Source organism: Candidatus Karelsulcia muelleri (assembly GCF_016888765.1).
In the GTDB taxonomy this organism is placed as follows: Bacteria; Bacteroidota; Bacteroidia; order Flavobacteriales; family Blattabacteriaceae; genus Karelsulcia; species Karelsulcia muelleri_F.
On sequence record NZ_CP069423.1, the window covers coordinates 1 to 20,625 of the forward strand.

Below are 20,625 nucleotides of genomic sequence, written 5' to 3' on the forward strand. Positions count from 1 at the left end.
ATGGAGAATCAGCCTCTTTTTTTTTTAAAAGATTATAAACTCTTCTGGGGGCTACAAAAAGAAATATTTGATATAAAAATTCAATCTTTTAATAAAAAATATAATTTTATTATTTGTGCTGAACATAATCATGTTTATACTATTGGTAGAAATAGTAAATTTCCTAATTTCTTAATGTTTTATAACACATATAAAAAAATACCAATCTTAAAAGTAGATAGAGGCGGAGATGTTACTTATCATGGACCTGGACAACTCGTCGTTTATTTTATTTTAGATCTGTTTTTATTTAATTATGATATTAATTTTTTATTACGTTTTATTGAAAATGTTATTATTTATATTTTATTAAAATATAAAATCATTGGCTTTAGAATCATCAATCAAGCTGGCATTTGGGTTATTTGTCATAATGATTTAAAAAAAATAGGTTCTATTGGTCTTAAAATAAGACATTATATTACTATGCATGGATTTTCTTTAAATATTAAGAATAATTTAAATTATTATAATTATATTAGACCATGTGGTCTTAAGAAATATGGAATAACATCTCTTTATACAGAAAATAATTTTTATTTTTATATAAACATTAAATCTTTATTAAAGAATATACTTTCTTATTTTTTTAATTTATTAATTTGAATAGAAAAATGTTTCTAAGTTTAAGTTTATGACTTCAATAAAAATAGAAAAAGAATATAATTTTCTTAAAAATGATAAAATCATATACAATTACTGGGAAAAAAATAAATACTTTAATTCTCTTCCTGATAATCGTTTATCTTATGTAGTTATAATGCCACCACCTAATATTACGGGTGTACTTCATATGGGACATATATTAAACAATACAATACAAGACGTATTAACCAGAAAAGCCAGATTAGAAGGCTTTAATACCTGTTGGGTACCAGGATTAGATCATGCTTCAATAGCTACAGAACATAAACTAATAACTGAATTAGGAATATCTAAAGAAAAAATAGGTCTTAAAAGATTTTTAAAAATAGCAACTAAATGGAAAATAAAATATAGTAAAACTATTATTAAACAATTAAAACAAATTGGATGTTCTTGTGATTGGCACAGATTAAAATTTTCTCTAGATGAGAATTTCTCTCAATCAGTCCAGAAAATTTTTCTAACCTTATATAAGGATGGATACTTATATAAAAAGTATGGAATAGTTAATTGGGATACTAAAACTCAAACCGCTCTTTCAAATGAAGAAATTCAGTATAAAATGTGTCGAGTAAAATTGTATTATATAAAATATCAGCTCAAAAATGAGAATAATTATATTATAGTTGCTACAAAAAGACCTGAAACTATATTCGCTGATACTGCTTTATGTGTTAATCCAACTGATAAAAGATATCTAAAATATAGAAATAAAAAAGTAATAGTACCAATTTCTTATAAAGAAATTCCTATTATAGCAGATAATTATGTAGATACAAACTTTGGTTCTGGATGTGTAAAAATAACTCCTGCTCATGATTACAATGATAAATTAATTGCTGAAAGGCATAACTTAGAAATTATTAATTTGATTGATAAAAATGGAAAACTTAATAAGTCTGGATTAGATTTTGCTGGTCAAAGTGTAAAAACTGCTCGAATAAAAATTCGAGAGTGTTTAAAAACAAATAATTATTTGTTTAAATTTAAAGAATATAATTCACAAATTGGTTATTCAGAAAGATCTAAGACTGAAGTAGAACAATTATTATCTGCTCAATGGTTTTTAAAAATGAATTTATTAGTTAAAAAAGCTTTACACAATATTCATCCAAAAGATATAATCAAATTATATCCTAAAAAAATTAAAAATAAAATAAAAGATTGGTTTCTCAATCTTAAAGATTGGAATATTTCTAGACAATTATGGTGGGGACATAGAATTCCTGAATGTTGTCAAACAGAGAAAAAAGTTGAGGTATTAGACACTTGGTTTTCTGCTTGGATTTGGCCAATAGTAATTTTTAATGGCATAATGAATAATAAGAATAATAATTCTGAGTTACAATATTATTATCCTATTACAGAATTAGTTACTGGTGATGATATTTTATTTTTTTGGGTTATAAGAATGATCATTGCTGGTTTTTTTTTTCTTAAAAAAAAACCTTTTAAGAATATTTCTTTTAATGGAATAATCAAAGATAGTAATAGATTAAAAATGTCTAAATCTTTAGGTAATTCTCCTAATATCAATCAAATTTTTAAGAAATATGGAGCCGATTCGGTTAGATGTGGAATTTTGATTATGGCACCTATTGGGAAAGATATGGTATTTAATCCTGAGACTTTTTTTATAGGGAACAAGATTAAAAATAAAATTTGGAATGCTTTTAAGTTAATACTTACATTTAAGATAACTCCCCAAAAACAGAATATAGAAATTAATAATGCTATTTTTTCCTGGATAAAAAATAAATTCTATCTATTAGTAAAACTAATAAATAAATTATTTAAAAAATATAAACTTAGCAAAGTATTAATTATAATTTCTTCTTTTTTTAAGAAAGATTTTTGTTCACTGTTTTTAGAAAGTACCAAAAGAATTAATGCCTATAAATTAACATATTCTGTTTTAAAAAAAATATCTCAATTATTTAGAAATATACTAATTATCTTCCATCCTTTTCTTCCCTTTATAACAGAATATATTTGGAGTATATTAAAACTTAAAAATAATATTTTCCATAATAAAAACCCTTTATTAATTCAAAAATGGCCTACTGAAAAAAAGTTAAATAGAAATATACTTAATGAATTTAAAATAATTAATAAAATAATTTTACAAATAAGAAAATTTAGAGAGATATATAAAATATACAAAAAAATAACACTTTTAGTTTTTTGTAATAATAAAAACTACAAGCACATTAAAAAAAATATGTTAATTTTCTTAGGTAATCTAAAAAGTATTAAATGTTTAAATACACCTAAGAATTATAATAAATATTATACTTTCATATTAGCTGATGAAATATATTTTATTAAAATCCCTCAAAAAATATTTGATAGAAAAAAAATAAAACATGAATTATCATATTATAAAAATTACTTAGATAAGATTATTTTCAAGTTAAAAACTTCAAGCTTTTTGAAAAAAGCCCCCCAAAAGATCATAAATTTAGAAAAAGAAAAAAAAAGGTATTGTCTTAATCAGATAAATTTATTAAAATTTAAACTGACTAAGTATTAAGTATTAAGTATTAAGTTATCAAATAATTAAGTTATAACTAATAATGCATAATAAAAACTTTTTATTAAAATCTATATTGGAAATAATCGAAACAAATAATGGAGAAGAAATTACTTTATTAAATTTTTACAAAAAAAAAAACAGAATATATGATTATTTTATAATTTGTAATGGTAGATCGAATCAACATGTTTTTTCACTTTATGAAAAAATAAAAGAAAATACATCTCCCAATCATGCAGAAGGGATAAGAAAAAGTAAATGGATATTAATGGATTATATCAATATAATAGTACATATTTTTTTAAAAGAAATAAGAAATTATTATCAACTTGAAAAAATATATCAAGGTATTAAGATTTTATCTTATGAATAAAAAAATATTTGTATTATGCTGTGTACTATTTATAATTATATTATTTTTTGTATTAAAAATTAATAATAATAAGATTGATTAATCCATGAATTTTTCAATAAATTGTCATTCTTTATTTCAAACTTTAAAGTCAATTTATAGTGTTATTAATCCAAATCATCAGATCTCTATATTTACTTGTTTTATTTTAAAGGTTAAAAATAAGATGTTAAAAATTAAAGCATCCGATTCAGAAATTTCTATTAAAACTACGTTAAAAGTATTGAGTAAACAAAAAGGTAAAGCTGCAGTTCCGGCTAAATTATTAATGGATATATTAAAACATATACCTGAACAGCAATTAAAAATAAAAACCAGAAATTTTAATCAAATAAGAATTATTTCCTTTAAAGGAAATTACGATATATCTCTTTTAAATCACGAACTGTTTCCAAAATATAAGAAAATAAAAAGAACACAAGTTTGTGTTCTTAATAAAAAAACAATAAGAAATATTATTGACAACACTTTATTTGCTGTAGGTAATGATGATCTTAGACCAGTAATTAATGGGGTTTGTTTTGAAATAAAGAAAACAACCGGGAGTTTTGTTGCAACAAATAATAATATATTAGCAAAATATTCTATTAATAGTATTAATACTAAAGCAGAAATGAAGTTTATAATTCCTAAAAAAACTTTATTAGTCTTAAAACAAAGCTTTAATAAGACAACCAATATAATAAAAATTAAATATAATAAATATAATACCTTTTTTATATTTACTAATAAAGTAATTATTACTTCCTTAATTAAGGGGTCTTTTCCAAATTATAAGAAAATACTTCCACTATATAATAAAAATAACAAAATACGAATTGCTATTAAAGAATTGAAAACTTCAATTAAAAGAATTATTTTATTTTCTAACCAAATAGATAAGAAAATAAATTTTAGTTTATCTAAAAACAAATCTATAATATATGCAGAAAATAAAGATTCAAGTAATAAGGGGTATGAAGAATTAGTTTGTAAATATTTTGGAGAAAATTTAGAAATTAGTTTCAAATATAATGATTTAATAGAAGTATTATATAATTTAAAATGCGAAGAAATTGAAATTAAACTTCAAGAGAGATATAGTCCAGCCTTAATAAGGCCAATCTCTTCATTGGAAACAGAAAAGATTTTTCGCTTAATTGTTCCTTTAAGTTAAAAGATATAGTTGCTAATAAAAAATATAATTCATTCAATGAATTTTGAAAGAGGTGAAAGTATAATGAATAAAGAAGATTTAAACAATCAAATTAAATCAAAAGAAAAAATAAAAATTATAAAATTATATAGTTATACTATACCTAAATTAGAAAAATATGATCTTAAAAAAGGCAGAATTTTAAAAATAAAAGATAAGATAATACTAATTGATATCGGGTTTAAATATGATTGTATCTTATCAAAAAAGGAATTACAAATACTAAAAATTCAGCCTAGAATTAACGATTTAATCGATGTAATTGTAGAAAAATTAGATTATAAAGGGAAATGTTTTTTATCATATATAAAAGCCAATAAAATTAAATCATGGCATCGTCTAAATGAAGCATATAGAAGAAATGAACTAGTCTCCTTTTTAGTATTATCTAGAACAAAAGGAGGATTGATTGTATCATTATATAATATAGAATGTTTTTTACCTGGTTCCCAAATAGAATATAAAAAAGTTCCCAATTTTGATTATTATGTAGGTAAAATTTTGATAGGGAAAATAGTAAATATTAATAAAACCACTAAAAATATTGTAGTTTCTCATAAGATAATTATAGAAAAACAAAAGATAAAAATAAAAGCTTTAATTATTAGTAATTTAAATAAAGGAATAATAGTTGAAGGAGTAGTAAAAAATATAACCAATTATGGCTGTTTCGTTGATTTAGGCTGTAGTTTAGATGGATTATGTCATATATCAGATATAAGTTGGCAGCGTATTAAACATCCAGTAGAAAAAATAAATTTGGGAGAAAGAAGAAATTTTTTAATCTTATCAGTAGATAGACATAGAAACAGAGTACAATTAGGTATTAAACAAATGATAATTGATAATTGGAAAAGTGTGATAAAACAGATTTTGGTTTCTGGAAAAATAATAAAAGGAAAAATTAAAGTTTTAATAAAGTTTGGTATTTTAGTAGAAATATACCCATTTTTTGAAGGTTTATTACACAAAAAAGAGGAATTTAAATTCCATTATAAAATCTCCCAGAAACAAATGTTTAAAATTGGGAATGCAATAAATATCTTAATATTAGGTTCAAAATTAAAACATAAAAAAATTTATTTTAGTTTTAAGATTATTTAAATTAGACCTAGCCTTTGCAGTCTAGATAAATTCTAAGTTTTTATTTTTTTAGACATCAATTTTATAAAATCATCATTATTAGATGTCTGGAGAAGATTTTCTCTAATACTCTTAATAGCTTCAGCAGGAGACCGAGACGTTAAAAACAGGTTTCTTTTTATAATCCAAACTTCTTCTAAAGTCTTTAAATCAATTAACAAATTATCTTTCCTAGTACTAGATTTTAATAAATTAATCGCTGGAAATATTCTTTTATTAGCAATTTTTCTATCTAATTGTAATTCTAGATTACCTGTTCCCTTAAATTCTTCAAAAATTATTTCATCCATTTTTGAACCAGTTTCTATTATTGCAGTAGCTAAGATCGATAATGATCCACCACCTTCAATATTTCTAGCAGCTCCAAAAAATTTTTTGGGTTTATGTAGAGCTTTAGCTTCTACTCCTCCTGATAAGACCTTTCCAGAAGATGGTGTTAGGGTATTATATGCCCTAGCTAATCTTGTAATGGAATCTAATAATAAAACCACATCATGTCCACATTCAACTAATCTTTTAGATTTATTTAAAACTAAATTAGCAATTTTAACATGTTTTTGGTAAGGTTCATCGAAAGTGGAAGAAATAACTTCACAATTAACATTTCTTTTAATATCAGTTACTTCTTCTGGTCTTTCATCTATTAAAAGAATTATTAAATATACTTCAGGATGATTAAATGAGATAGTATTAGCTATCTCTTTTAATAAAGTAGTCTTACCTGTTTTAGGTGGAGCAACAATCATTCCTCTTTGTCCTTTCCCAATTGGGACAAACAGATCAATTATTCTAGTTGAATAAGTACTTAATCTCCCAGAAATTTTCAATTTTTCATTAGGGTACAAAGGGGTTAAAAATTTAAAAGATACTCTATTAATTAATAAGACAGGCTTCCTTCCATTTATTCTAAAAATTCTTTTAATAGAAAAATATCTTTCCCATTTTTTGGGAAATCTGATTAATCCTTTTATTGTATCGCCATTTTTTAAATAAAAAGACTTAATTTGTGTATAAGTTATGTATACATCTTCATTAGAAGATAAATAATTAAATTTAGCAGATCTCAAAAACCCAAAGTTTTGATTTACTATTTCTAATACTCCTTCACAAACTATCAAATTTCTTTTGAGTTTTATTTTATTTGGGTATTTTAACAAGTTCAATCTATTTATAGAAACTTTTGGAAGATTATATACATAATATAATTATTATTGTTTAAAAAATAAATCTCATAATATGAATATCAAAACTTTAAAAAAACTAAAAAAAATAAAACTCGAAATTAAAAAAAATAATGAATATTTTTTATTGAACAATAATTCTAAAAAAAAGAATAAATATCTCTTTCTTTTAAAAAGATATAAATTATATAATAATATAATTGATATATATAAACAATATAAAACTCAGAAAAAGGATATATTAGATTTAATAGAATTAGCTAGCGAATCTCAAGATGAACAATTATTAAAATCAATTAATTTAGAAATTAGTCTTTTAATTGAAAAAATAAAGAAGTCTTTAAAAAAAATAAAGAAGTCTTTAAAAGAAAAAGAAATAAATAAGAATAGTGCAATTATAGAGTTAAGAGCTGGAACAGGTGGAAATGAAGCCTGTATATTTGTTGAAGAAATTTTGAGGATGTATACTATGTATTTTAAAGAAGTTTCATGGAAATTTAAACTATTAAGTTATACCACTAATAGTTATAAAGGTTATAAAGAAGTTATAATTAAAATATATGGGAAAAATGTATATAATATTTTAAAATACGAATCTGGAGTACATCGTGTACAAAGAATACCGGAAACGGAAGCCCAAGGTAGACTACATACTTCTGCTATTACTGTTGCCGTTTTACCAGAAATAAATAAAAAACTTAAGATTTATCTTAATCCAGAAGAAATAAAAAGAGAGTCTTTTAGATCAAGAGGTGCTGGCGGACAAAATGTCAATAAAACTGAAACCGCAATTAGATTAACTCATTTACCAACTGGTCTAATTGCCGAATGTCAAGAAGAACGTTCACAACATAAAAATTTAGAAAAAGCTATGAAAGTGTTAAAAGATAGAATATTAAACTTAAAAATAAGTAAACAAATAAAACAAATTTCTACTAAAAGAAAACTTTTAATTTCTACTGGAGATAGATCGTTAAAAATTAGGACTTATAATTTTCATAAAGGGAGGGTAACAGATCACAGACTTAAAAAATCTTTTTATAATTTAGAAGAATTTCTGAATGGAAAAATAGAAAATTTAATAAATGAGTTTAAATACTTCAAACAAACAGATTAAAGTATGAAATATGCTAAAAACTTAGGACAGATTTTTTTGAGAGATAATAATATAGCCAAAAAAATAGTAAATGCTCTCTATTATAAAAAGACTAAAAACTCCATCAATGTGATTGAGATAGGACCAGGAAAAGGAATATTGACACAATATTTATTAGACTCAAATTTATTAATAATCGAAATAGATAGTCTATATGTTAATTTATTAAGGCATAAATTTCCAAATTTAAAAAACAGAATACTAAATGTAGATTTTATAAAATTTAATCCCTTGCATTTTAATTTTACAAATTTTATAATAATAGGAAATTTTCCATATAGTATATCTTCTCAAATATTATTTTATATACTTAAATATAAAGATTTTATATCAGAATGCATAGGAATGTTCCCTAAACGAGTAGGGGAGAGAATAGTCAATAAAAAAAATCTAAGTGGATTAACAATTTTAATAAACAGCTTTTTTAAAACGAAATATCTATTTACAGTAAATAACTCAGTTTTTAGTCCTAAACCAAAAATAAAATCAGCTGTTATTAAACTAATAAAAATAGAAAATAAAAAAAATATAAATTATTCTATTCTTCACAAAGTCGTAAAAACAGCCTTTAACCAAAGAAGAAAAAAATTAAAAAATTCTTTGAAATATCTCTTATTTAAAAAAAACTTTAGGAATAATCCCATTTTTAAGAAAAGAGTCGAACAATTGTCCGTAAAAGATTTTACTTATATTAGTAGAAAAGTAATTAGAAACTGATAGATTCTTTCAAGAGATAATATTAAGTTTTTGCGAGGTAGAGCAGATGGTAGCTCGTCGGGCTCATAACCCGAAGGTCATAGGTTCAAGTCCTGTCCCCGCAAGTCAAGTCCTGTCCCCGCAAGTCAAGTCCTGTCCCCCAACATTTAAGAATCAAAACTAAAAAATGAACTAATAATAATATATAAATCAAAATAAAAAATGGCCAAAATATTCAGAGAATACAATAAGTTAAAAATGTCTGAAATTTCAAACGAAATAAAAACATTTTGGGAAGAAAAAAAAATATTTAAAAAATGTTTCTCCAAAAATTATAAAAATAAGATTGTATTTTATGAGGGACCCCCATCAATAAATGGGAAACCAGGTTTACATCATTTATTTTCTAGAACTATTAAAGATATATTCTGTAGATATTTTACATTAAACAATAATAAAGTAAGTAGAATAGCAGGTTGGGATACTCATGGCTTACCAGTAGAATTAGTAGTAGAAAAGAAAATGGGGATATCAAAACACGATATTAAAAAAAAAATTGGAATAAAAACATTTAATAAAAACTGTAAAAGTCTGGTAAACAAAAATGTTAAAACCTGGAATGAAATTAGTAATAAAATTGGGTATTGGTTAGACTTTAAAAATGCATATTTTACTTATGATACCAAATATATAGAAACAGTATGGTGGTTATTAAAACAAATATATAATCAAAATAATCTTTATAAAGCTTTTAAAATTCAACCTTATTCCCCAATTGCAGGCACTGGTTTAAGTACACATGAATTAAATTATCCAGGCTGTTATAAAAACAGAACAGATACTGCAGTAATAGCTCAATTCAAAATTAAGAAAACCTTTGAGGATATTAAAGAGGAGATATATATCTTATCATGGACGACTACACCTTGGACACTACCCGCTAATACAGCCTTAGCAATAGGCAGAAATATAGAATATGTTTTAATAAATACTTATAATCCTTATACCTTAAAAAAAATAAATATAATTCTTTCTAAGAAAACGATATCTAAAACTTTAGATAGTCGCTTGTTTTTTAAAAGAAATAATAAAATTACTTTATTTAAAAACAAGCAGAATAAAATTCCATATAGAATTATTAAAACCTTTAAAGGGAAAGTACTTTTGGATACCAAGTATGAGCAACTTATTACTTGGAAAAAACCTTATGAAGGTTGTGAAAAAGCTTTTAAAATCATAGCTGGAGATTTCGTAAGGCAATCAGAAGGAACAGGGGTTGTGCATATCGCACCTAGTTTTGGAGAAACAGATTTTGAATTGGCTAAAAACAAAAAAATTCCTATGATGATGATAAGGGGTAAAAACAATAATTTAATACCTTTAGTAGATAATAAAGGTAAATTTATAAAAAATTTACATCCACTATTTAGTGGAAAATTTATTAAAACAGAATATGAAAATAAGAAAGAAAAATCATTCTCAAAATCAAAATCAACCGATTTTAAAATAGCTTTATATTTAAAAAAAAAAGAGAAAATTTTTCTAATTGGCAAGCATATCCATTCTTATCCACATTGTTGGAGAACTAAAGCCCCAATATTATATTATCCAATAAGTTCTTGGTTTATTAAAACCAGCAAATATAAAAACAAATTACTTAAATTAAATAAATTAATTAATTGGATACCAAGAAGTACAGGTATTAAACGATTCGAAAATTGGTTAAAAAATTTAAAAGATTGGAATATCTCTAGAAGTAGATATTGGGGAATTCCATTACCAATTTGGCGCTCAACTGCAAAGAAAGAAGAAAAAATAATAGGCTCAATTGAAGAATTAATTAAGGAAATAGATAAATCAATTGTTGCTGGATATATGAAAACAAATCCATTTGAAGATTTTATAATTGGGAATATGAAAAGAAAAAATTATTCCAAAATAGATCTTCATAAACAGACTTTAGATAAAGTTATCTTAGTCTCTAAAAACAAAATACCTCTTAAAAGAGAATCCGAAATTGTTGATGTTTGGTTTGATTCGGGGGCAATGCCTTATGCACAACTACATTACCCTTTTGAGAATAGAAAATTAATAGAAAATAAAATAAATTTTCCAGCTGACTTTATTTGTGAAGGTGTAGATCAGACTAGAGGTTGGTTTTTTACTTTGCATATTCTTTCTACTCTAATTTCAAATTCTATTGCGTTTAAAACGGCCATTTCCAATGGTTTAATTTTAGATAAATTAGGGAAAAAAATGTCGAAAACTCAGGGCAATACAATTAATCCAATAAAACTATTAAAAAAATATGGTGCTGATCCGATCAGATGGTATCTAATCTCTAATTCTAACTCATGGGAAAATATTAAATTTGATGAAAAAGGAATAAAACAGGTAACAAAAAAGTTTTTTGGTACTTTATTTAATTCATACTCTTTCTTTGCTTTATATGCAAATATAGATCAGTTTTTACCCAACGAAATGGAAATTAAAATAGAAAATCTAAATTTATTAGAAAAATGGATAATTTCTAAATTAAATACTTTAATAAAAGATATATCAAGCTATTATAAAAAATATAACATTTTTAAAGTAGCAAAAACAATAGAACAATTTGTAATTTTTGATTTAAGTAATTGGTATATTAGGCTTTCTAGAAGAAAATTCTGGAAAAATGATTATAATGAAGAGAAGATTAACGCTTATAAAACACTTTATACTTGTTTAATTACTATATTTAAAATATCTTCACCTATTGCACCATTTTTTATGGAAAAATTTTATAATAATCTCAATATAAAAAAAACAGAACCTTATGAAAGTGTACATCTAGTTAAATTTCCTCTTTCTAAAACCAAATTAGTAGATAAATCTCTAGAAAAGAGCATGAAATTAGCACAAAATATTACTTCCAAAATATTATTTCTTAGAAAAAAAAATAATATTAAAGTTCGACAAAAATTAACCAAAGCAATTATTCTACTTAAAAAAGAGTCTAATAAGATATTATTATATAAAGATATCTTAAATTTAATTAAAAATGAAGTTAATGTCAAACAAATAAAAATAAACCCAACTCTTAATAAGATAGCCACTCTGGATATAAAACCTAATTATAATTTCTTAGGACAAAGATATAAAAAAGATATTAATTTGCTTAAATCTTATATAAAAAAAAATAAGTTAGAAATAAAAGAAAACATAAATATAAATATAAAGAATAAAAAATTTAATATAACTATAAAAGACTTGATAATAGATTATCAACCCAAACACTTCTGGAAATTAAGTATTAATCAAGATTTCATTGTTGGAATAGACTCACAACTCACGAAGAAATTAATTTTAGAAGGCTTATTAAGAGATTTAATCAAAGTAATTCAAAATTTGAGAAAGAAAAAAGGCTTTACTGTTACTCAGAGAATAGTCGTGTATCTTAACAGTGATGAGGATATGTTTTTAATAACTATAAAAACATATTCTAAATATATAAGCACTGAGGCTTTAGTTAAAAAACTAATCTTAAATAAAAGAAAGATAAATTTCTATTGTTATGTAAATAACAAAACAGTTTCAATAGCAATTGAAAGGTAGGCTCCTCAAGCTGGATTTGAACCAACGACACCCTGATTAACAGTCAGGTGCTCTAACCAAACTGAGCTACTGAGGAAATCTTTAATTTAAAGATTAAATCTTAATTTTTTTTACTTTCCTTTTTTTAAAATAGAAATATAAGTAGATTTAGGTAAAGAAAGATTTCTCAGTTGACGTAGTGTATTCCTCTTCTATTTATCTCAATCTTTTTTCTCGATATAGTATTAGTATACTCTAATAATATATCCGTTAGTGTAGTTTTTCCATGATCAATATGAGCGAGAATACAAAAATTTAGAAGAAATCTCATAGTTTATTAAATAATATTTTCTTCATATTATTTATTAAATAATATTTTCTTCATATTAAAAGACAAATCTAAAAAATTAAATAAGAATAAATAATATCTGTCAATACCTTTAATTACATCACTTATTAAGTGATTTATTATCCTGACTTTTTTAGTATTTATGTATCTACAAAATTGTTTCCAATTAAAATTTTTATAATAAAAAAATGGATTGATGTAATTTTTATCATATTTATATCGATGTGCAATTCTAAAAATCTCTAAGGAAAACAAAAGAAAACTTTTTTTTTTGTCCCTATTCCAGGAATTAATTTGGGACCCCCATCTCAAGAAGGAATCTATTTTATGTTTTAAATTGAATAACATTCTCATCCAAAATATAAAATTAAGATTTAAATTATTGTTTTTATTCTTTAAAATTTTAAAGATAGTATTAAGATTACCTGCTGAAATAGCAACTATAGTTTGTGCTTGTTTTTTATATAAATGAAACTTTCTAATTAAATATTTTTCAATAATTTTATTAGAAATTAGTTTTAATTTTATTATAAGTAACCTAGATTTTAGAGTTGGTAAAATTAAGTTTTCATTTTCTCCAATAAATAAAAAAAACACTCGCTTTGGTGGAGAATCTAAAACATTTAATAATTTATTCCCTGCTTGAATAGTTAAGTGTTCTAACATCCAAAATATTACAACCTTATGAGAAAGTTCATAAGATTTTAAATTTATCATTTTTAAAGCAGCTTCAACTTGCTCTAAGGAAATTTTGCAATCTTTATTTTCATAATGTATTTTTTTTTTCCAATCTAATAAACTACCATAAGGTTGATTAACTAAAAAATTATGCCATTTATTATAAAAATAATTACTTTTCTGTTTAGGTAAATTCGGTAAAGGAAAAAGAAACTGTATATCTGGATGTGCTAACATATCAATTTTTAAAAGCTTTTTTAGAAATTTTATTCCTAATTTAAACTTTCCACAGCCTTCCGGGCCAAGAAGTAAAATACCCGTTGGCAATATATTAAATTTACAAAAATTATATAATTCAGCTTTTATTTTTTCGTGTTCAATCAAAGATTCAAGCTTCATATTATTTAATATTAATTCTTAAGCTTAAGATTAAACTCAAAGTAGGCTATAAGCTATAGAAAATTATAAAAATCTAATAGTTTTTTTGGAACGAAACTATTTGATTAAATATTAAATTTTTACTACTACTTTCTTTATCAAGACAAAAATAACCACTTCGTATAAATTGATATTTATTTTCAGGTTTAGCATTTTTTAAATAAGGTTCAGCATAAGCTTTTGCTTTTATTTTTGAATTTTCATTAACATAATTCCTAAAATTTTTTACTTTGTTAGGAAATTTAATGTTAAATAATTTTCCATAGAAATTTATGTTAATAGGGAAAGAATATATTTTAGATACCCAATGTAAAGTGGCCTGCTTCTTTTTTTTCTTTTTGTATAATTGACACAATATATATTTGATATTCCCATTATTATTTTTTATTATAGATTTAGCTGTTATTAGAAACGCAGATTTTAATCTTACTTTTTGACCAATCGATAAACGAAAAAAGTTATCTGTTTTAGTTTCTAAAAAGTCTTTGCTTTCTATATAGATTTCTCTAGAAAATGGAATTTTACGATATATATCAGAATTATGGTTGTTTTTTTCTATTAACCATTTAGTTTTCTTAAAATTTTCTATTATTAAAGTGAGAGGATTAAATACGACCATTACCCTCTCAGCAATTTTATTTAAATGTTTCTTTAGATGAAATTCTAATAAAGAAATATCAATATTATTTTCTCTTTTGGAAATTCCTATTTCTTTTATAAAGTTACAAATAGATTTAGGAGTAAAACCTCTTCTTCGAAGCCCAGAAATGGTTGGTAATCTTGGGTCATCCCAATTATCCACCAGTTTGTTTTTAATTAAACTTTGTATTTTTTTTTTACTCATTAAAGAGTAATTTAAATTTAATCTAGAATACTCATATTGTTTTGGCAAAATTACATTATTTTTATTTTTAATTTGAAGAATAAACCAGTTATATAATGGATTATTATGTTTAAATTCTAACGTACATAAAGAATGTGAGATTTTTTCTAAATAATCATTTTGCCCATGTGCCCAATCATAAGTGGGATATATTACCCACTTATTTTTAGTTTTGTAGTGCTTTTTTTTTAGTATTCTATACATAATAGGATCTCTAAGTTTTAGATTAGGGGAGTTCATATCTATTTTAGCTCGTAAGACACATTCACCTTCGTTAAAAAAACCAGATTTCATTTTTTTAAATAATTTTATATTTTCCTTTTTTGACCTATTTCTAAAAGGACTTTTTATCCCAACTTCATAAGAAGTTTTTCTTTGTTCTTTAATTTCCTGTTTGTTTTGGCTATCTACATAAGCTTTGCCTTTTAAGATTAATTTCTTAGCTAGTTTATAAAGCTTCAAAAAATAATCGGATGCATAAGTTTCTTTAACCCACTTAAACCCTAGCCATTTTATATCTTTTTTAATTGCTTGAATGAATTTTGATTCTTCCTTAAGAGGATTAGTATCATCAAAACGCAAGATAAAAGGACCTTTATATTTTTCAGCAAGGTAAAAATTTAGATATATTGATTTCACATGCCCTAAGTGTAAATACCCATTAGGTTCTGGAGGGAATCTAAATGATAAATTTTCCTTCGGGAACCCTTTTTTAATATCTTTCTCAATAATTTTTTCTAAAAAATTTTTTGGATGCATAGATCACGATCTTATATAGAATAATAAATTATTTAAATCTGAGTGAGAAATTCCACTAATTTTTAAAGCTTCACCAAGATTTTTAGGTTTAAAATTAAATAATTTTTCCCTTGCTTCTAGAGATAAAGATTTAATCTTATCGTAATTAAAATTTTTAGGAATTATTAAATTTTCTAATTTTAAAATTCTTTTAACATTTTCTTCTTCTTTTTTTAAATAGACTTTATATTTGAGCAGAATAGAAAGTTTCTTTAAAATCTTATTAGATATTTTATTCTCTTTTATAAAGTTTTTAATTAATGAAATTTTTATTATATCTTTAATTGTAAATTTTGTTGAAGATAAAAACTTAATAATTTTTATAGCCTTATTTTTAAAATAATTTGTTTTTATTTTTCTAGAATTAATTCGATTATTAAAAAATTGAATACAGAGATTAATTTTTTTGTTTTGATTTCTTAATTTATATATAATATTATTATAAATTAATCCTAATTTATAAGCTATAGGCATTAATCTTTGATCGGCGTTATCTTGTCTTAATAAAATTCTATATTCTGCTAGTGAGGTAAACATTCTGTATGGTTCCTGAGTACCTTTATTTATTAAATCATCTATTAAAACGCCAATATAGGCTTCATTTCTTTTTAAGATTAAAGGTTTTTTTTGAGTAATTTTTAAATGAGCATTTATGCCTGCAATTAAACCTTGTGCTGCGGCTTCTTCATATCCAGTAGTCCCATTAATTTGCCCTGCAAAAAAAAGGTTTTCAACTATTTTAGTTTCTAAATTTTGTTTTAATTGATTTGGATTGAAATAATCATACTCGATTGCATATCCTGGTTTTAAAATTATTGCTTTTTCGAAACCAGGTATTTTTAATAAGGCTTTCTTTTGTATTTCGATTGGTAAAGATGTTGAGAATCCATTTATATACATTTCTATAGAATGGTTACCATCAGGTTCGACAAATATTTGATGCCTAGTTTTATTTGGAAATCTATATATTTTTTCCTCAATAGAAGGACAATATCTTGGACCTTTGCTTTTCACATTTCCATTATACAATGGAGAAAGGTGAATATTATTTCTAATTAATTCATGAAGTTTCTCATCGGTATAAGTAATATAACATTTATTTTGTTTTTTTGTTTTCTTCAAAAAAGAAAAAGCTTCAATTGGAAGATCTCCATTCTGAATTATCATTTTATTATAATTTAATGATCTAGCATCTACTCTTGGGGAGGTACCAGTTTTAAGACGGCCAGAAACAAATCCAAGGTTTGTAAGCTTTTTAGTTAAGCCTAAAACTGCGGTTTCTGATAATCGCCCACCGTCTGTTTTTTTGTTTCCAATATGAATTCTACCATTTAGAAAGGTTCCAGCAGCTAAAATTACGGCCTTTCCAAATATATTTTTACCTACTAAAGATTTAACACCGAGTATTTTCTTATTACGAATTATCAAGTCAATTATAGTATCTTGAATAATAGATAAATTCCTAATTTTTTTTAAAGCAGATTTCCAATTTTTTAGAAATTTTCTTCTATCACATTGTGCTCTTGGACTCCACATTGCCGGACCTTTAGATTGGTTTAACATTCTAAATTGTATCATACTTCTGTCAGTTATAAGTCCTGATAGGCCACCTAACGCATTAATTTCCTTTATTATTTGCCCTTTTGCTATCCCACCAATAGCTGGATTGCAAGACATTTTAGCTATGTTATCTATCTCAGAAGTAATTAACAAGGTTTTAGAGCCTAATTTGGCCGATACAGCCGCAGCTTCGGATCCAGCATGTCCGGCTCCTACTACAATTACATCAAAGCTGTTTGAGGACATATTTTTCTTTTTCAGTAATTTGCTTATTATTATCTTCGTACCCAATTAAATGTAAGACTCCATGTATCATTACTCTTTTTAATTCATCATAAAATTTTTTTTTAAAGACAATAGAGTTAAATTTTATCATCTCAATATTTATATAAATTTCTCCTACTTGTTTGCGATCAGTCTGTTTTAATGTGATAACATCAGTCCATTTGGTGTTTTTAAAAACAAAAAAATTTAGAGTAGAAATATATTTATTATTGCAAAAAATATAAATAATTTTTTTAAAATTACTTTTTTCATATCGTAATATTTTTTCTATTTTTTTTTTAAATGAAAAATTATAGTAAAAATAAAAAGATATCATCTCTCCCGTTTAAATAAAAGGTACTGAGCGGAATCGAACCACTGTTAAAGATTTTGCAGACCTTTACCTAACCACTCGGCCACAGTACCAATAACAATAATATAATATTTCTTTTCTTGTTTCTAGATAGTAAATATTAGTAAATCTTGTAGTTAAATCTTGGAAATGAAAAGAATAATTTTAAAAGTAGAAAAAAGAGTAATTGGAAATAAAAAACATATAAAAAGTTTCAGAGAATCTGGTTACACACCTTGCATAGTGTATGGGAAGAATAAAAACATTAAATTTGTTTTGGATTCTTATTTAGTAGAAAAAATAATTAAAAATAACACATTAAGCAAATTTATAGTATCTATAAACAATGAAATCAATATTACTACTATATTAAAAGAAATCCAATATAACCCAATTACAGAAAAAATATTGCATTTAGATTTTTTTGAATTAAACCCTATAAAGTATATTACTTATGAAGTGCCTATTAAACCCATAGGAAAAGCAAAAGGAGTTTATAAAGGTGGGGAGTATATATCTAAAATACGAAACTTAAAAATTAAGGCTTTACCTAAGAATATGGTAGATCATATAGAGATTAATATTGAAAATTTAGATATAGGAGAAAATTATTATGTAAAAAATATACCTCAAAAAAAAATAGTAATATTACATGACTCTAATACAGTTATTTCTGCAATTAAACCGATTATTGAAACCTCTCAATAAATCAAGCCAAAATAATTGTACCTATATCTTCTTGTTTCAGAGTTTTAAAGTTAAAACAATTAAGTATTAATTTAATAAAAACATTAGCTTTAGTATTCTTTTCATCAGCTCCTTTTTTTTTAATATTTTAATTATAAAATAAATATCTAATCCAATTAATTTTCCAACCAAACTAATCCGTAAGATTTTAAATAAATAAGAGATCTTAATATTTTTGTTAAGAGCTAATTTATAAAAGAAAATTTTTAGTAATTTTAAATTATTTTTATCATTATTTTTTAACCATTCTATTATTAGAAATAAAATGTTTTTATTTATATTTTTATTTAATAAAACTTTACTTATGTAAGTTTTCTTTAAACTTGGGGTTTTAAAGAAATAAATTGACTTTTCTATGATTTGATAGACAAAAGTACATTGGGATCTAATTCGTAAAATAATTTGTTGTAGTTTTTGATCATTATTAAAAGAAATTTTTTTCTCTTTCAAACTTATTTTAACTAACCGAGTCAAATCAGAAACCGATTGGCATTGTAGGTGTCTATGATTAATCCATTTCATTTTTTCTTTATCAAATCTAGCCGAAGTAAAATTAATATCTTTTAATGAAAAGGTAGATATTAATTCTTTTAATGAAAAAATTTCTTTATTTCCACCTGGATTCCAACCAAAAAAGGCTAACATATTAAGCAAAGCCTCTGGTAAATATCCTAATTCACGATACCCAAGAATAGTCGTTAATTTGATAGGATCTTTCCACTTTAATGGAAAGATAGGAAAATTGAATTGGTTCGAATTTCTTTTACTTAATTTACCTTTTCCTAAGGGATTTAAGATCAAAGGAAGATGTAAAAAATTAGGCATTTTCCAATTAAAAAAATTATACAACAATTGTAGTATAGGAAAAGAAGAAATCCATTCTTCTCCTTTAATGACATGTGAAATTTTCATAAGATGATCATCAATTACATTGGCTAAATGATAGGTAACATTGCCATCAGATTTTACTAATACCTTATCATCTAGTGAATTGGAATTTATGGAAATATTTCCACGTAATATATCATTAACTTTAATCGTCGTTGATGCTGGGACTTTTAATCTTATTGTAGCCTGTTTTGTTTTTACATGCTTAAAAGCAAACTCATTCAATGAATTTTTTAGTTGACTTCTAGTTAAAGAATTATATAGAAATAATTTCCCTTTTTCTTTATACTCATTTCTTATTTGTTTTAAATCAGCTTTGGTTTCAAAAGCATAATAAGCATATTCATTTTTCAATAAATATTTTATATATTTTTTGTATATATGTTTTCTTTTAGATTGACGATAAGGCCCATATTTTCCGGTGTCTGGTCCCTCATCAGGAATAATCCCGCACCATTTAAGAGAATTTAAAATATGTTTTTCAGATTTTTTAAGAAATCTTTCTTTATCTGTATCCTCAAATCTTAGGATAAAAGATCCTTTATTCTTCTTTGCAAATAAATAATTAAATAATGCAGTTCTTAAATTCCCTATATGGAATGGGCCAGTTGGACTGGGAGCAAAACGAACTCTTATCATTTCTTTGGTTTAGTAATAATTATTATATTAATTGTCTTAAATATTTTTTTACTAAATTTAACTTCAAATTTATATTGACCTATTTTATTAATTAGAGTTGTGTTAACATGGATTTGATCAATATTAATATTAATTTTTTTTTCTAAAAAAATATTAAAAATATCTGTTTTAGATAAAGTCTTATCCAAAACACCCGATTTACTTGCTGTTTTATAAAACACCCAATTTAATTTTTTAATTTTAATAATTTCTTTATTAAATTTATTAATAAGTTTTTTTTCATTATTTATATTTTTATTTAAAATATTAAAATATTTTTTTTTAAGTGAATCAGTAAATAAAATTGCTAGTTTTTTAGGAAATAAAAAATTTTTAGCATACCCTGGTTTAACATCAACTATATCATATTTAATTCCTAATTCTTTAACCTCTTTAATTAAAAGAATTTTCATA

General features: G+C 23.8%; 15 protein-coding genes, 3 tRNA genes and 2 pseudogenes. 10 read left to right on the top strand and 10 right to left on the bottom strand.

Features of this window, described 5'->3' with window-relative positions; genetic code table 11:
* The 5 genes from lipB to JSR03_RS00025 all read left to right on the top strand — a co-directional run bounded on the left by lipB (position 1) and on the right by JSR03_RS00025 (position 5,931).
* The gene (lipB, locus tag JSR03_RS00005) at positions 1 to 645 is read left to right on the top strand and encodes a lipoyl(octanoyl) transferase LipB (protein ID WP_204097730.1); all 645 of its coding nucleotides are present in this window, start codon (positions 1 to 3) and stop codon (positions 643 to 645) included.
* Positions 646 to 673: 28 nt separating this feature from the next.
* Positions 674 to 3,217: a valine--tRNA ligase gene (locus JSR03_RS00010; RefSeq protein WP_239079309.1), complete on the top strand. Its 2,544-nt coding sequence runs from the start codon at positions 674 to 676 to the stop codon at positions 3,215 to 3,217.
* 43 nt (positions 3,218 to 3,260) lie between these two features.
* A complete protein-coding gene (gene rsfS, locus JSR03_RS00015; protein ID WP_204097731.1) occupies positions 3,261 to 3,593 on the top strand; it encodes a ribosome silencing factor in 333 nt (110 codons plus the stop codon).
* Between the two features lie 85 nt (positions 3,594 to 3,678).
* On the top strand, positions 3,679 to 4,788 hold the full coding sequence (gene dnaN, locus JSR03_RS00020; protein ID WP_204097732.1) for a DNA polymerase III subunit beta: 1,110 nt from the start codon (positions 3,679 to 3,681) through the stop codon (positions 4,786 to 4,788).
* A 36-nt stretch (positions 4,789 to 4,824) separates the two neighbouring features.
* The gene (locus JSR03_RS00025; protein ID WP_204097733.1) at positions 4,825 to 5,931 is read left to right on the top strand and encodes a S1 RNA-binding domain-containing protein; all 1,107 of its coding nucleotides are present in this window, start codon (positions 4,825 to 4,827) and stop codon (positions 5,929 to 5,931) included.
* Positions 5,932 to 5,963: 32 nt separating this feature from the next.
* Here the strand turns inward: JSR03_RS00025 and rho are convergent.
* Positions 5,964 to 7,151, bottom strand: a pseudogene (gene rho, locus JSR03_RS00030) (transcription termination factor Rho); the annotation flags it as partial.
* Positions 7,152 to 7,206: 55 nt separating this feature from the next.
* On the opposite strand from rho, the gene JSR03_RS00035 reads away from it, so the two are divergent.
* The 4 genes from JSR03_RS00035 to ileS all read left to right on the top strand — a co-directional run bounded on the left by JSR03_RS00035 (position 7,207) and on the right by ileS (position 12,597).
* On the top strand, positions 7,207 to 8,268 hold the full coding sequence (locus JSR03_RS00035) for a PCRF domain-containing protein (protein ID WP_204097735.1): 1,062 nt from the start codon (positions 7,207 to 7,209) through the stop codon (positions 8,266 to 8,268).
* A 3-nt stretch (positions 8,269 to 8,271) separates the two neighbouring features.
* Positions 8,272 to 9,024, top strand: a complete 753-nt coding sequence (rsmA, locus tag JSR03_RS00040; protein WP_204097736.1) for a 16S rRNA (adenine(1518)-N(6)/adenine(1519)-N(6))-dimethyltransferase RsmA — start codon at positions 8,272 to 8,274, stop codon at positions 9,022 to 9,024.
* 31 nt (positions 9,025 to 9,055) lie between these two features.
* Positions 9,056 to 9,128: transfer RNA gene (locus JSR03_RS00045), tRNA-Met, on the top strand.
* A 97-nt stretch (positions 9,129 to 9,225) separates the two neighbouring features.
* Positions 9,226 to 12,597: an isoleucine--tRNA ligase gene (ileS, locus tag JSR03_RS00050; protein ID WP_204097737.1), complete on the top strand. Its 3,372-nt coding sequence runs from the start codon at positions 9,226 to 9,228 to the stop codon at positions 12,595 to 12,597.
* Position 12,598: 1 nt separating this feature from the next.
* Here ileS and JSR03_RS00055 read toward each other — a convergent pair.
* The 7 genes and pseudogenes from JSR03_RS00055 to JSR03_RS00085 form a co-directional block, all read right to left on the bottom strand.
* Positions 12,599 to 12,673, bottom strand: a tRNA-Asn gene (locus JSR03_RS00055).
* Positions 12,674 to 12,796: 123 nt separating this feature from the next.
* Positions 12,797 to 12,907: pseudogene (locus tag JSR03_RS00880) on the bottom strand (GTP-binding protein); the annotation flags it as partial.
* Positions 12,908 to 12,934: 27 nt separating this feature from the next.
* Entirely contained in the window at positions 12,935 to 14,002 is a 1,068-nt protein-coding gene (locus JSR03_RS00065) for a DNA polymerase III delta subunit-related protein (RefSeq protein ID WP_204097739.1), read from the bottom strand.
* 73 nt (positions 14,003 to 14,075) lie between these two features.
* The gene (gene glnS / locus JSR03_RS00070) at positions 14,076 to 15,683 is read right to left on the bottom strand and encodes a glutamine--tRNA ligase (RefSeq protein ID WP_204097740.1); all 1,608 of its coding nucleotides are present in this window, start codon (positions 15,681 to 15,683) and stop codon (positions 14,076 to 14,078) included.
* A 3-nt stretch (positions 15,684 to 15,686) separates the two neighbouring features.
* Positions 15,687 to 17,528 carry a tRNA uridine-5-carboxymethylaminomethyl(34) synthesis enzyme MnmG gene (gene mnmG, locus JSR03_RS00075; RefSeq protein WP_204097741.1) on the bottom strand — a complete coding sequence of 614 codons (1,842 nt, stop codon included), beginning with the start codon at positions 17,526 to 17,528 and terminating at the stop codon, positions 15,687 to 15,689.
* Entirely contained in the window at positions 17,509 to 17,883 is a 375-nt protein-coding gene (ybeY, locus tag JSR03_RS00080; RefSeq protein ID WP_204097742.1) for an rRNA maturation RNase YbeY, read from the bottom strand. Before ybeY ends, mnmG begins: the two co-directional genes overlap by 20 nt.
* Positions 17,884 to 17,901: 18 nt before the next feature.
* Positions 17,902 to 17,972, bottom strand: a tRNA-Cys gene (locus JSR03_RS00085).
* 76 nt (positions 17,973 to 18,048) lie between these two features.
* Between JSR03_RS00085 and JSR03_RS00090 the strand changes: the two genes are divergently transcribed.
* Positions 18,049 to 18,606, top strand: a complete 558-nt coding sequence (locus tag JSR03_RS00090) for a 50S ribosomal protein L25 (RefSeq protein WP_204097743.1) — start codon at positions 18,049 to 18,051, stop codon at positions 18,604 to 18,606.
* Positions 18,607 to 18,672: 66 nt separating this feature from the next.
* On the opposite strand, the gene gltX is transcribed toward JSR03_RS00090, so the two are convergent.
* Positions 18,673 to 20,172: a glutamate--tRNA ligase gene (gene gltX / locus JSR03_RS00095; RefSeq protein ID WP_204097744.1), complete on the bottom strand. Its 1,500-nt coding sequence runs from the start codon at positions 20,170 to 20,172 to the stop codon at positions 18,673 to 18,675.
* Positions 20,169 to 20,624, bottom strand: a complete 456-nt coding sequence (gene rplI, locus JSR03_RS00100) for a 50S ribosomal protein L9 (RefSeq protein WP_204097745.1) — start codon at positions 20,622 to 20,624, stop codon at positions 20,169 to 20,171. Before rplI ends, gltX begins: the two co-directional genes overlap by 4 nt.
* Position 20,625: the final 1 nt, after the last annotated feature.